General features: G+C 65.1%; 8 protein-coding genes. 3 read left to right on the top strand and 5 right to left on the bottom strand.

Translation table 11 applies throughout. The annotated features are described in order from the left end of the window. Window positions 1-20 precede the first annotated feature (20 nt). Window positions 21-3,350 carry an Rne/Rng family ribonuclease gene (locus AC5RTB_RS13165; RefSeq protein ID WP_494061522.1) on the bottom strand — a complete coding sequence of 1,110 codons (3,330 nt, stop codon included), beginning with the start codon at window positions 3,348-3,350 and terminating at the stop codon, window positions 21-23. Window positions 3,351-3,743: 393 nt separating this feature from the next. On the opposite strand from AC5RTB_RS13165, the gene AC5RTB_RS13160 reads away from it, so the two are divergent. Then, the gene (locus tag AC5RTB_RS13160) at window positions 3,744-4,382 is read left to right on the top strand and encodes a vitamin K epoxide reductase family protein (RefSeq protein WP_494061521.1); all 639 of its coding nucleotides are present in this window, start codon (window positions 3,744-3,746) and stop codon (window positions 4,380-4,382) included. Window positions 4,383-4,405: 23 nt separating this feature from the next. Here the strand turns inward: AC5RTB_RS13160 and dxs are convergent, their stop codons facing one another. From dxs to AC5RTB_RS13140, 4 genes are all read right to left on the bottom strand, one after another. Beyond that, the gene (gene dxs, locus AC5RTB_RS13155) at window positions 4,406-6,379 is read right to left on the bottom strand and encodes a 1-deoxy-D-xylulose-5-phosphate synthase (RefSeq protein ID WP_494061520.1); all 1,974 of its coding nucleotides are present in this window, start codon (window positions 6,377-6,379) and stop codon (window positions 4,406-4,408) included. Between the two features lie 168 nt (window positions 6,380-6,547). Beyond that, window positions 6,548-9,355, bottom strand: a complete 2,808-nt coding sequence (acnA, locus tag AC5RTB_RS13150; RefSeq protein WP_494061519.1) for an aconitate hydratase AcnA — start codon at window positions 9,353-9,355, stop codon at window positions 6,548-6,550. Window positions 9,356-9,528: 173 nt separating this feature from the next. Beyond that, window positions 9,529-10,833 carry a class I SAM-dependent RNA methyltransferase gene (locus tag AC5RTB_RS13145; RefSeq protein WP_494061518.1) on the bottom strand — a complete coding sequence of 435 codons (1,305 nt, stop codon included), beginning with the start codon at window positions 10,831-10,833 and terminating at the stop codon, window positions 9,529-9,531. Continuing rightward, on the bottom strand, window positions 10,830-12,806 hold the full coding sequence (locus AC5RTB_RS13140; protein ID WP_494061517.1) for an APC family permease: 1,977 nt from the start codon (window positions 12,804-12,806) through the stop codon (window positions 10,830-10,832). Before AC5RTB_RS13140 ends, AC5RTB_RS13145 begins: the two co-directional genes overlap by 4 nt. Before the next feature lie 83 nt (window positions 12,807-12,889). Here AC5RTB_RS13140 and AC5RTB_RS13135 point away from each other — a divergent pair, with 83 nt between their 5' ends. After that, complete coding sequence (locus AC5RTB_RS13135) at window positions 12,890-13,564, top strand: potassium channel family protein (protein ID WP_490892359.1); 675 nt, start codon at window positions 12,890-12,892, stop codon at window positions 13,562-13,564. Then, window positions 13,561-14,223: a potassium channel family protein gene (locus tag AC5RTB_RS13130; RefSeq protein WP_494061516.1), complete on the top strand. Its 663-nt coding sequence runs from the start codon at window positions 13,561-13,563 to the stop codon at window positions 14,221-14,223. The genes AC5RTB_RS13135 and AC5RTB_RS13130 overlap by 4 nt, the downstream gene beginning before the upstream one ends. The last annotated feature ends 2 nt before the right edge of the window (window positions 14,224-14,225 follow it).

Here is a 14,225-nt window from a genome sequence, read left to right as displayed (position 1 = left end):
GTTTGAGAAGCGGAGGAAACCTAGAGCTCTGAGGCGGGGACTCCGACTCCGAGGATCATCGGCTCTTCCGACTGCTGAGTCTTCGGTGCAGGCTTCCCAGCCCGAGCAACGTACTGCGTTCCGGTCGCAGTTGCGCTGGCCTCACCGGCGGCTCTCTCGATCGTGGCGTTCGCGGCCGAGCCCTGCGCGCTGCTGGCAGCGCGGTGCCGCCGGGCACGACGCCCGGACGAGGGCGCTGAACCGTCGACTGCGGCGACGCTCTGCTTCTCCGGCTCCGGACTGGAGGGAGCTTCCTGTACGGGATCGACGGGCACGCTGTCGACCTGCACAGGCTCCTCCGGGGCAGGAGCGGCGGGCTCAGTCTCATCACCGGCCGGGAAGCGGTCAAAGGCCTCCGTCAGGCTTTCCAGAGTCAGCCGTGGCTCAGGGCGCACTGAAACGGGTGCGTTATCCGCGCGCGGGAGGACCACCTGCTCGCCGTTGATCGTCAACACTGCGCCAGGCGCCAACGCTTCACCCACGGGGTGATCCTCGTGCTCGTGATCGTGTTCATGTGCGGCATGTGTAGCGGCCGCAATGTTGGCGAGGGCTGCCCTCGCGGCTTCGGCGCGGGCCTGGCGCTCGGCGTCGTCGGGCTTCTGCTCCGGCGCAGGAACGTGTTCCTCCGCCGGTTGGCTCTTCGCCCGCCGCTTGCGTTCGCTGCGGGACATCTTCTCCTGCCGCAGGTGCTGCTGATGGTTCTCCGGCGACACGACGTGCCTACGGTGCTCCACCGGCTCCTCGTGAGTGACGACGCCGCGACCACCACAGTGCTCGCAGTTTTCGCCGAACACTTCAAGCAGTCCCGTTCCCATACGCTTGCGCGTCATCTGGACAAGGCCGAGCGAGGTGACCTCAGCGACCTGATGCTTGGTGCGGTCACGTCCCAGGCACTCCACGAGCCGCCGCAGCACGAGATCGCGGTTCGCTTCGAGCACCATGTCGATAAAGTCGATGACAATAATGCCGCCGATATCCCGCAACCGAAGCTGCCGGACAACTTCCTCGGCTGCTTCGAGGTTGTTCTTGGTGACGGTTTCCTCGAGGTTGCCGCCGCTGCCGGTGAACTTGCCGGTATTCACGTCCACCACGGTCATGGCTTCCGTCCGGTCGATCACCAGCGAGCCGCCCGAAGGCAGGAACACCTTGCGGTCCAATGCCTTGTGAATCTGCTCATCGATGCGCCGCGCAGCGAAGATGTCCTCGTCCTTGGTCCACTTCTCGAGCCTGCCCACCAGATCGGGCGCAACGTACATGACGTACGCCTCGATGGTGTCCCATGCCTCTTCGCCGGAGACGATCAGTTTGGAGAAGTCCTCGTTGAAGACGTCCCGGACCACCTTGATGGTGAGGTCCGGCTCTCCGTAGAGGAGTTCCGGTGCGAGGGTCTTGGTGGACTTCGCCTTGCCCTCGATCGTCTCCCACTGGGAGCGGAGGCGATTGATGTCGTGGGTCAGTTCCTCTTCGCTGGCACCCTCGGCCGCTGTGCGTACGATGACCCCGGCGTTCTCCGGCAGCCGGTCCTTGAGGATCCGCTTGAGCCGATTGCGTTCGACGTCGGGAAGCTTCCGGGAGATGCCGGTCATCGAGCCGCCCGGCACGTACACGAGGTAGCGCCCGGGCAGGGAGATCTGGCTGGTCAGGCGTGCACCCTTGTGGCCCACCGGATCCTTGGTGACCTGCACCAGCACCGAGTCGCCCGACTTCAGCGCCAGTTCGATGCGCCGCGGCTGACCGTCCAGGCCCGCTGCGTCCCAGTTGACCTCGCCGGCGTACAACACAGCGTTGCGTCCGCGCCCGATGTCGATAAACGCAGCCTCCATGCTGGGCAGGACGTTCTGCACCTTCCCGAGGTATACGTTGCCGATCAGCGAATCCTGCTGGGTCTTGGACACGAAGTGCTCAGCGAGAACCCCATCCTCCATGACACCGATCTGGATCCTGTCGTCGCGCTGCCGGACCACCATCTGGCGGTCGACGGACTCGCGACGGGCAAGGAACTCCGCCTCGGTGATGACATGGCGGCGCCTGCCGGAATCGCGTGACTCACGACGACGCTGCTTTTTGGCTTCGAGACGTGTGGAGCCCTTTACGCTGGTGACGCGGTCCGACGGCGCTTCCTGGGTCTGCCGGGGCGCGCGGACGCGCGTGATCGTGTTGGGCGGATCATCATCCTGGCCGCCGGTCAGTTCAAGGTCCTCTTCACCCCGACGGCGGCGGCGACGACGACGGGAGGTCACCGACTCGCTCTCCTCGCCGGGTTCAGCGGGACCCTGAGTCCGCGACTCCGACTCTGCGCCTTCACCCTCAGCGGACCGATTGCGGCTCCGGCTGCGCCGGTTGCGGCGGCGCCCGCGTCCACCGTCGTCGTCACCTTCGGTTTCATCTTCCGGTTCGGCGTCGGGGGTGGTCTTCGGTGTAGTCCGCGGCACGACGGCCGTGAGGTCGGGGGCGTGGAAAAGCAGTGAAACCGGCGAGTCCGGAACCGCGAACGGGTCCAGTCCGCGCCGGTCATCCGCTTCTGCGGCCTTGGAAGTTTCTGCCTCATCGGCTACCGGGGATGAGGCTGCGCTCTGGTCACTGGGGGAAGCCTGCGAGCCAGCCTCAAGGCCGGCCGCCGCAGTGTCCGCCTCGGAACTGGTCGCTTCGGCTGCATCGGACGCCTGCTCGCCGCCGCGCGTTCCCCGACGGTTACGCGAACGTGTCGGGCGGGAACGTTCGGAGACGGACTCGCCAGCAGCATCGACGGACTCAGCGTCCGTTCCTGCGGACTCGGATACTGCCGCCTCAGTTGCTGCCGGCTCGGTTGCTGCCGGCTCACGAACTGCGTCCTCAGTGGTTGCGGCTTTGGTGCTCACACGACGGCGTCGGGCAGGGCGTTCCGGTGCGGATTCGTCCGTAGCGGGAACCTCTGCGGCTGGCTCTGCAACCGGTTCGGCGCTGTCTGCAGCAGGAGATTTACGGGTGCGCCGGGCGCGTGCGGGCTTGCGCTCCGCCGTTGCGTCCTCGCCCGGCGGCTGACCGGCTTCAACGGCGCCGGCCTCTCCGGAAGGAACGTCTGCGGAAGCCGTGGGCAGATCTGTTCCGACCGACGGTGGCTGGGTTGGTGACTCGGGCACAGTGACCTCGGGCTGCGTCGCCCGACGGTTGGCACGGCGGCGCACTGGCTGCGGGGGCTCGGGTGACGCTCCCGAGCTCTCGGCTAGGTCGTCGACCTTCTTGCGGCGCGTACGCGGCGCCTTGCGTGCAGGTGCTTCTTGCTCGACTGCATCCGTCAGGACCTCGGAGGTATCTGATGCGTTTGTATCCATATTCGGCTGTGCTCCACCCCCGGGAACCCCGTCCACATTCCGGCGCCCCGAGGCGCTTGGTCGGGTGTCCGCGGCGCTGATGCACGCGTCACCCGGAAGTCGTTATTGTGTCGTTCAAGGTCGCGCCAACCATGGGGCGCGGCATCACTCGAAGACCAGTGGCGCTTTTCCTGCCGATCGCTGAAACCAGCGCGGGTTCTGCCCGGCGGATTCTGCGGGGTTCACCATGGAAGTGCCAAATCCGCAGGAGCGTCGCCGGTAGAACCGGAAGCCTGTCACTGGACCGGCACCGGAATGTGGTTCCTGCGCCAGCCACGTTCATTGTCTCATACGCCCATCACTGCCCGCTGTTCCGGCCGTTAGACTCGCTGGTGGGTGACCACAGGAGGGTGCATGGATGAGGGTTCCAGGGGCGGCCAAAGAGGCTCCCACGGCCTGAGGGGAGGCGGCGTGCCTGCCTTCGCCACAGATCGCGGTATGGCATGGCTCCTGGCGGTGTGCGGCGTCGTCGGCTTCCTAGCCTCCGGCCAGCTGGTTCTCGAGCGGCTAGCCCTGTATCAGGACCCCGGCTACGTCACCTCCTGCGATATCAGCCCGTTCGTCTCGTGCGGCGAGGTCTTTGGCACCTGGCAGGCCGCATTGTTCGGCTTCCCCAACCCGCTCATCGGCAGTGTCGCGTTCCCGGTGGTCCTGACAACGGCAATGGTCCTGTTCTCAGGCGCACGTCCGGCCCGCTGGTACTGGCGCGGGCTGCAGGCCGGAGTGAGCCTCGGTTTCGTGTTCGTCGTCTGGCTGTGGAGCCAGGCACTGTTCACGATCCATATCCTCTGTCTGTACTGCATGGCAGTGTGGGCGGTCATGATCGTGCTTACCGTACTGCTGACGGCCCGGAACGTGGTCCAGGGAGATCTTCCGGCTCCGGCGAGCCTGCGCCGCTTCCTTGCCGAATGGGCCTGGCCGCTGGCCGTGCTTCTCCTGGTGGGAACCGCCGCCTCGGTGTTCTTCAGCTTCTCCCGCGCGTTCCTGGGCTGAGACGCCAGGGCCGCCCAGACGTATCAGAGCTTTGGCAGCTGCCCCGTAGCAGAGGGCACCTCGCCGGGCAGCGGACGGGCCACGGGAACCTTGGTGCCGAGTACCTGCTCAACGATGTCCTGCGCAACCTTTCGGGCCGTCAGTCCAACCCTTTCCATCACCTCACTGCGCGAGCCGTGGTCCAAAAACTCCACCGGCAGGCCCACCTCGTTGAGCGCCGTGTCAACGCCCGCCGACCGCATCTCCTGGCGAATGCGGGAACCGACCCCACCGGCACGCACCCCATCCTCGATAACGACGACGATGCGGTGCTCCGCAGCCATCTGAATGACCGAGCGGGCCACGGGCAGCACCCATCGGGGGTCGATGACGGTGGAGCTGATCCCCTGTGCTCCCAGCCTGTTGGACACATCGAGGGCCATCTCGCTCATGGCGCCGACGCTGACGAGGAGGACGTCGTTCTGGCGCGAGCCTGCCGGCCTGCGGCAAAGGACATCCACACCGTCGGAGAGCCGCTCGATGGCTTCAACCTCAACGCCGACGTTTCCCTTTGAGTAACGCACTACCGAGGGCGCGTCGCTGATGGCAACGGCCTCACGGAGCTCCTCCCGGAGCCGGCTGGCGTCCCGCGGCGCGGCCAGGTGCAGCCCGGGAACGATCTGGAGCATCGAGAGGTCCCACATGCCGTGGTGGGATGCACCATCCGGGCCGGTCACGCCGGAGCGGTCCAGCACAATGGTCACGCCCGCCTTGTGGAGCGCGACGTCCATCAGGAGCTGGTCGAACGCGCGGTTCAGGAAGGTGGCGTACAGCGCGACCACGGGATGGAGGCCGCCGAAAGCCATGCCGGCGGCACTGGTGAGCGCATGCTGTTCCGCAATACCGACGTCGAACACGCGGTCCGGATGCTTCGCTGCGAACTTGTGGAGTCCAACCGGAATGAGCATGGCGCCGGTGATTCCGACAATGTCCTTCCGCTCATCGGCGATGGCCGCAATCTCCTCCGCGAACACCGACGTCCACGACTGCAGACCACCCGCGCCAATCGGCTCGCCGGTCTCGGGATCGATGATTCCGACCGCGTGAAACTGATCTGCCTCGTGAGCCCGTGCGGGCGCGTACCCGTGGCCCTTCTCAGTGATGGCGTGGACAATGACCGGGCCACCGTAATTCTTCGCGTGGGTCAGGGCGTTCTCCACCGCAGCGAGGTCGTGGCCGTTGATGGGGCCGATGTACTTCATGCCCAGGTCCTCGAAGAGGCCCTGGGGCGCCCACCAGTCCTTCACGCCCTTCTTCGTTGCGTGCAGGCTCTTGTATGCGAAGCGGCCGACGGGACCGCCGTTCTGCAGCTTCCGTTTCCACCAGTCGAGGGTTCCCTCATACACGCGGTGGGTACGGACGGAGTCCAGGGTGGGACGAAGGGACGCAAGATAATCGGCCACGCCGCCGATCGTGGGTGCATAGGAACGCCCATTGTCATTCACGACGATAACGACGCGGCGGCGTTTGTCCGCCGCAATGTTGTTGATGGCCTCCCACGCCATGCCGCCCGTGAGCGCACCGTCTCCAATGAGAACGACGGCGGAGCGGTCCTCCTCGCCGTTGAGCATCCGCGCGCGGGAGATTCCATCCGCCCAGGAAAGCGAGGACGAGGCATGTGAGCTCTCAACGACGTCGTGCACTGATTCTGCCCGCGAGGGGTAGCCCGAAAGTCCGCCCTGCTGCCGGAGGGAGGCGAAATCCTGACGGCCGGTGAGGAGCTTGTGTACGTAGGACTGGTGGCCGGTGTCGAAAACGATGCTGTCGCGGGGAGAGTCGAACACACGGTGAATGCCGATCGTGAGTTCGACGACGCCCAGGTTCGGGCCGAGATGGCCGCCCGTACGAGAGACAGTACGGATGAGGAAGGCTCGGATTTCCGCGGCCAGGCGGGAAAGCTGCTGTCCTGACAATCTGGTGAGGTCTTGTGGGCTGTGGATGGTCTCCAGAAGTCCCATCGCGCCTCCTTCTGATACTTGTGATCTACGACACCTATGCGTGCTCACTCGCCGTTAACTCTAACGTGGCCCGCCGTCACTCCGTGCCCCGCCGGTGACCGCGCCGCCCCTCAACACAGAACACGCCGCCTCCGTGACCGGAGACGGCGTGTTCTTCGGAGCAGTCGGTTAGGACGCTGCCGCGAGCTGGCGCAGCACGTACTGCAGGATGCCGCCGTTACGGTAGTAGTCGGCTTCACCCGGCGTGTCGATGCGCAGAACTGCGTCGAACGTCACGGGGTTGCCTTCCTCTTCCGGAGTCGCGGTCACCTTGACGGTTGCCGGCGTATTGCCGTCATTCAGGTCCGTGACGCCCTCGATGGAGAACGTTTCGGTACCGGTCAGGCCAAGCGTTGCGGCGTTCTGCCCGGCCGGGAACTGCAGCGGCAGCACGCCCATACCGATCAGGTTCGACCGGTGGATGCGCTCGTAGCTTTCGGCGATAACAGCCTTGACCCCGAGCAGCGCGGTTCCCTTGGCAGCCCAGTCACGCGATGAGCCCGAACCGTACTCCTTGCCCGCGAGGACCACGAGCGGCGTGCCTGCTGCCTGGTAGTTCATGGCGGCATCGTAGATGTAGGCCTGCGGGCCGCCGGTCTGGGTGAAGTCGCGGGTGAAGCCGCCCTCGACGCCGTCCAGCAGCGTGTTGCGCAGCCGGATGTTCGCGAAGGTGCCGCGGATCATGACCTCGTGATTGCCTCGGCGGGATCCGTAGGAGTTGAAGTCCTTCCGGGCGACACCGTGCTCGAGGAGGTAGCGGCCGGCCGGGCTGTCGGACTTGAACGAGCCTGCGGGGCTGATGTGGTCGGTGGTGACCGAATCGCCGAGTTTGGCGAGTACGCGGGCTCCCTCGATGTTGGAAACCGGCTCCGGCTGCGCCTGCATGCCCTCGAAGTATGGGGGCTTGCGCACGTAGGTGGAATCGTTGTTCCACGCGAAGGTGTCGCCCTCGGGGGTATCCAGTGCCTTCCAGCGCTCATCGCCGTCGAACACGCCCTCGTAACCCTTGGCGAACATGGCCTCGTCGATCGAGGAATCGATGACCTGCTGGACTTCGGTGGGGCTCGGCCAGATGTCCCGGAGGAAGATGTCGTTGCCCGACTCATCCTGACCGAGGGCATCGTTCTCGAAGTCAAAGTCCATGGTCCCGGCAAGTGCGTAAGCAATCACCAGCGGCGGCGACGCGAGGTAGTTCATCTTCACGTCTGGGTTGATCCGACCCTCGAAGTTGCGGTTGCCCGAAAGCACTGCAGCGACGGAAAGGTCATTGTTCTGGATCGCGTGGGAGATTTCTTCCTCGAGCGGGCCCGAGTTACCGATGCAGGTAGCGCAGCCATACCCGACAATGAAGAATCCGAGCTTCTCCAGGTAGGGAGTGAGTCCGGACTTGTCGTAGTAGTCAGTGACGACCTTTGAACCGGGAGCGACCGACGTCTTGACCCAAGGCTGGGAGGTGAGGCCCTTTTCGACGGCGTTGCGCGCGAGCAGTGCTGCCGCCAGCATGACCGAGGGGTTCGACGTGTTGGTGCACGAGGTGATCGAGGCGATGCTCACCGCACCGTGGTCCAGGACGAACTCGCGGCCATCGGCCATTTTCACGTTGACCGGTTTGGAGGGACGTCCGCTGGCCGATGCCGCAGCTGAGTGCTTCAGCGTGGACGTCATGGCCGGCACATCAGAGGCGGGGAAGGACTCCTCGAGGGCCTCATCCAGGGCTGCCTCGTCACCGTGCCCGGTGTAGTTGTGGATGTCCTTGCGGAACTGCTCCTTGGCGTTGGTCAGCGCGATGCGGTCCTGAGGGCGCTTGGGCCCTGCAATGGAGGGAACAACCGTGGACAGGTCGAGCTCGATGTACTCGGAGAAGCGGATTTCACGCGAGGGATCGTGCCAGAGGCCCTGTTCCTTCGTGTAGGACTCCACCAGCGCGACACTCTCTTCCGAGCGCCCGGTGAGGCGCAGGTATTCGAGCGTGACGTCATCGATGGGGAACATTGCTGCCGTCGAGCCGAACTCCGGGCTCATGTTGCCGATGGTGGCGCGGTTCGCGAGTGGAACCTCGGCAACCCCCTCGCCGTAGAACTCCACGAACTTGCCGACGACGCCGTGCTTGCGCAGCATCTCGGTGATGGTCAGGACGACGTCGGTTGCTGTTGCACCAGCCGGGATTGCACCGGTGAGCTTGAAGCCGACGACGCGCGGGATCAACATCGATACGGGCTGTCCGAGCATCGCTGCCTCGGCCTCAATGCCGCCTACACCCCAGCCCAGCACACCGAGACCGTTGACCATGGTGGTGTGCGAGTCGGTGCCGACGCAGGTGTCAGGGTAGGCACGCAGCACTGTGCCGGCTTCGGTGTCCACCTCACGCGTCATGATGGTGCGGGCCAGGTACTCGATGTTGACCTGGTGCACAATGCCGGTTCCGGGCGGAACAACCTTGAAGTCATCGAAGGCGGTCTGGCCCCAACGCAGGAACTGGTAACGCTCGCCGTTGCGCTCGTATTCAATTTCCATATTCCGCTGGATGGCATCCGAGTTACCGAAGACGTCAATCTGCACGGAATGGTCGATCACCATTTCGGCAGGCGCCAGCGGGTTCACGCGTGCCGGGTCACCACCCAGCTCCTTGACCGCTTCCCTCATGGTCGCCAGGTCCACCACGCAGGGCACACCGGTGAAGTCCTGCATGAGGACACGCGCCGGCGTGAACTGGATTTCGGTGTTCGGCTGGGCGTCGGCGTCCCAGTTCGCGAGGGCGCGAATATGATCCGCAGTGATGTTTGCGCCGTCCTCGGTGCGCAGCAGGTTCTCGAGCAGAACCTTGAGGCTGTACGGAAGGCTCTCGGCGCCTTCAACTGCATTCAACCGGAAAATCTCGTATTCGGCACCGGCGACGTCTAGTACGCCTTTGGAACCGAAGCTGTCCACACTACTCATGTCAGGACTCCTCTCGCCGTCTTCTATCCTTGTTCCGGCGGGCGCGAGCTGCTAGTTAGGAGCACCTAATACTCCGGCAGGAGCAGGTATCGGTTTCGCAGGTACATGTTGGCTGCGAGTCCATCCGGAACAACCATTTTCATCCTATCCGTTTGTGGGCAGCCAGGGGCGGCTCACGCCGGGCGCAGCACCGCTACGGACTCCATGTGGTGGGTGTGGGGGTACAGGTCGAAGACGCGCAGCGAGTCAAGGTGCCATCCCGCCGCCGCGAAGTACGCGACGTCGCGCGCGAAGGATGCCGGATCGCAGGATACGTACACTACGGCCTTCGCGCCGGTCCCGGTGATTGCCCGGACGGTGTCCTTTCCGGATCCCGCCCGTGGCGGGTCAAGGACGACGGCGTCGAAGTGCGGCCTGCGTTCACGCAGCACTTTCTCAACCTTCCCTTGCACGATGTCCACGTGCACCTGTCCGTGGAGGTTCCGCCGTGCGTCGCGGCTGGCCGCCGGAGAACCTTCGACGGAGAGTACCGAACCTGTCTCCCCCACGCGTTCGGCAAGGGCAGCGGTGAACAATCCGGCACCGGCGTACAGGTCCGCCACCCGTTCTCCCGGTGCCGGATTGAGTCCCTCCAGCACTGCCTCGGTAAGGACCCGTGGCGCACTGCGGTGGATCTGCCAGAACCCCTCCCCGGTTACCCGGAAGCTATGGGCTCCCACGACTTCGCGGACCCACGTACGGCCGCGCAGCCGCGTAACGGATCCCGACTCAGGGTTCCAGGTCACCACCGACGCACCCTCGATTCCGTCAGCCAACGCGCGGATCTCGGGTCCGGGCCTATCCTGCCGGGTCTTGAGCAGCACCAGCGGCTCATCGTCACCGGAGCCCGCTGCGACCTCGACACCATCCACTCCGCTGAAGTCCAGGTTCCACAGGGCGAGTTCATTGATCGCAGGAACGGCCAGCGGCATCTCCGCCACCGGAATGAGCACGGTCGAACGGTGCTCGTGCATTGCAAGGTGCCCGTCCGGATCGACGGCGAATCCCACGCGGGTTCGCCACCCGAGTCCGTCCGGGGTCTCATCCGGTACGGGTTCCACCGTGACCTGACGGTCGACCTTGCCCAGACGCGCAAGCTGTTCGGAGAACACGTCAGCCTTCAGACGGCGCTGGGCTGGCAGGTCGATGTGACCGAACTCCGCCCCGCCAACGGGCCGGGTACCGCGCATCCCGGCGAGGACAGCATCCGCGAGCGGCCACGGGTGGTTCACCCGGTGCGGGGAGGGCTGCACCACTTCGGTGGCGTCCGCACGCCAGAAGCGGGCACCGTCGTCGTGCTCGGTCAGGCGGGCCTTCACCACTTCGCCCGGCAGCGCGTGGCGCACGAAGATCACCCGCCCCTCGTGCCGGGCAACGCAGTGCCCGCCGTGCGCGGGCGGTCCGATGGTCAGTTCGAGTAGTTCTGGAGTCTGGGTCACCTGAGGTCCTGGAATTTTCGGGCTGCTTCGGAGGATGCCAACTGCCACGGCACGCTTGCCACCATAACCCCCGGTTCGAAGTGCAACCGGGTCTTGATGCGCAGCGCCGTCTGGTTGTGGACCAGTTGTTCCCACCACTTCCCGACGACGTACTCGGGGATGTAGACAACGATGAGGTCGCGTGGTGAATCCCGCCGCATGGACTGGATGTAATTCATGATCGGCTGGATCGTGTCGCGGTAGGGAGAGGCGAGGACCGTAATCGGCACCGGTACCTCGAGGCGGTCCCAGTCTTCCAGCGTGCGTCTTGTCTCCTCGGGGTCGACATCGACCACGATCGCGTCGAGCCTCGAAGGGCGGGAAGCGCGCGCAAAGGCGAGCGCGCGCAGCACGGGCTTGCGCACGTGCGAGACAAGGATGATGGCGTGGACGCGTGAGGGCAGGGCACGCGCCGAAGCGGCATCGTCAATGGCCAGTTCGCGGGCAACCTTGTCGTAGTGGGCCTTGATGCTGAACATGACCACGAACAGCACAGCCATGGCCAGGACAGCGATCCAGGCACCGAACTCGAACTTGGTAACAAGCACCACCACGAGCACGGCGGCAGTCAGCACGAATCCGATCGAGTTGATGGCACGGGATTTGTTCATCTGCCAGCGGCGCTTCTTGTCGACGGTGCTGCGCAGCTCGCGGCTCCAGTGCTTGATCAACGCAAGCTGGGTTGCGGTGAAGGACACGAACACGCCGACGATATACAGCTGCACCAGCTGCGTGACATCCGCCCGGAAGACAAAAATCAACAGGATCGCACCAAGGCCGAGGGCCATGATGCCGTTGCTGAACGTCAGGCGGTCCCCGCGGGTGCGCAGCTGGCGTGGAAGATATCCGTCCTTGGCGAGAATCGATGCCAGTACCGGGAAACCGTTGAATGCGCCGTGCGCCGCCAGCAGCAGGATGAGCGCAGTCGCCGCGACAACGACGATGAACGGCAGGCTTCCCCCGTCGAAAATGGTCCGGGCAAGCTGGCTGATGACTGGGTTCTGGACGTAGGACTCCCCCACGGGCTCACCGTCGAGCAGCAACTGCTCGGACGGGTTCTGCACCACGTGAACGCGAGTGGCGTTCGCCAGGTAAATCACGCCGGCGGTCATCAGCGACGCGACCACTCCCAGGATGAGCAGGGTGCTCGCCGCGTTCCTGCTGCGTGGCGCCTCAAAGCTGGGCACGTTGGCGCTCGGGGCTTCAACGCCCGTCAGCGCCGCTGCACCCGAGGAGAATGCGCGCAGGATGAGCAGTGCACCGGCAAGCCCCACCAGCCCGCTCTCGAAGGCAGGGTCCGGGATGATCTCGAAGCGTGCGCTCGGCGCCTCACCGAGCGTCCCCGTAAGGCGTTGCACAATGCCGGCCGTACAGAGCGCCAGGATGGCGCCCATGAAGACATAGGACGGGACAGCCAGGACGCGCGCGTCCCGAGTGAATCCCCGCAGGTTCACGAGCACCAGGACGACGACGGCGCCCACCGCCAGGGCGCTCTGCGTGCCTGCCAGCCCCGGCGCCAGAGAGATCACGTAATGCGCGCCCGCCGAAACCGAAACCGCGACGGTGAGGACGTAGTCCACCATGAGCGCCGCGGCCACTGTCACGCCCGCGCCGTCGCCCAGGTTGCGCCGTGCGATCTCGTAGTCACCCCCGCCGGAGGGATACGCGTGGACGGACTGCCGGTAGGACGCGATAACAACCAGCAGAACCACAATGACGGCAAGGCCCACCCACGGCGATACGGCAACAGCAGCGACGCCGGCCAGCGCGAGCGTCAGGAGAATTTCGTCCGGTGAGTAGGCGGCCGACGACAGCGCGCTGGTCGAAAACAGCGGCATGGCGATCTTCTTGGGCAGCTTTCCATGCCGAAGCCGGTCATTGCGGAACGGCTTGCCCACCAGCACCCGCTTGGCGGCCTCGAAGAAAGTCAGCACAGCCCACAGACTAGCGCGTTTGTACCGTGCTCCCTCCACTAGGCTTGGAACATAACCAGCAGTAGACAACCGAGGGTGGCGCAGTGGCGCATTTCGTAATCATGGGCTGCGGCCGGGTCGGAGCCAGCCTGGCGCACACGCTGGACGAATCCGGCCACAGCGTAGCGATCATCGACCAGGATGATCGCGCTTTCCGGAGGTTGCGGGGCTCCTTCGGCGGCCGCAAGGTGACCGGCGTTGGGTTTGACCGTGACACGCTGAAGAACGCCGACATCGAGAGTGCCTACGCCTTTGCCGCCGTCTCCAGCGGAGACAACTCCAATATTCTCGCCACCCGCGTTGCCCGCGAGATCTTCCACGTACCGCATGTCGTCGCGAGAATCTATGACCCCGGACGCGCCGAGATCTACCAGCGGCTGGGCATACCCACTGTGGCGGCGGTCCGCTGGAGCGCCGACCAGGTACTGCGCCGGATCCTCCCGGAACAGAGCATCAACGGTGACTTCCGTGAGTCCTCCGGGCGGCTGATCCTCGGTGAGCTTGCGCTTCACGAAGGGTGGCTCGGACGGTCGATCAAGGAGATCGAGGCGGCGGCAGGTGTTCGCGTCGCCTATCTCACCCGTTTCGGCGAGGGGATGCTGCCGGGAAGAGGTACCAGTTACCAGGAAGGCGACGTGGTCCACGCCATGATGGAAACCGCCGCAACGGACGAAGTGGCGCGGGTGCTGTCCAAGCAGCCGCCGGAGGAGCAGGAATGAAGGTCGTCATCGCCGGGGCGGGAAGCGTCGGGTCATCGATCGCCCGGGAACTGCTGTCCAATAACCACGACATCCTGTTGATCGACGAGAAGCCCGAGGCAGTAGGCCGCAGCGGCCTGAAGGGCGCGCGCTGGCTGATCGGCGACGCCTGCGAGCTCACCACGCTGAAGGACGCCAAGCTGGAGGAGGCGGACGTCGTCGTTTCCGCCACGGGCGACGACAAGGTGAACCTGGTGGTCTCCCTGCTCGCCAAGAGCGAGTTCGGCGTGGGACGCACCGTAGGGCGGGTGAACAATCCGAAGAACGACTGGATGTTCGATGACTCCTGGGGTGTGGACGTAGCCGTGAACACGCCGCGCCTCATGACCGCCCTCGTGGAGGAAGCAGTCGAGATCGGCGACCTCGTGCGCCTGCTGACGCTCCGTACCGGAGTGTCCGCGATCGTCGAGTTCACTGTGGCGCAGGATTCACCCCTCATCGGGCGCCTGCTCGGATCGATCGAACTTCCAGCGGACTGCACGGCGGTGGCGATTCTCCGCGACGACACCCCCATCACCCCCAGCCCCGATGATGTTGTCGAAGCCGGCGATGAGCTGTTCTTCGTCGCCACCATTGCCGCCGAGGACGCGCTGCGGTCCGCTCTCCGGCCTGCTTCCTAGCG

This window comes from Arthrobacter sp. M71 S08 (assembly GCF_059089725.1).
This window is presented reverse-complemented; position numbering and strand designations above follow the sequence as displayed.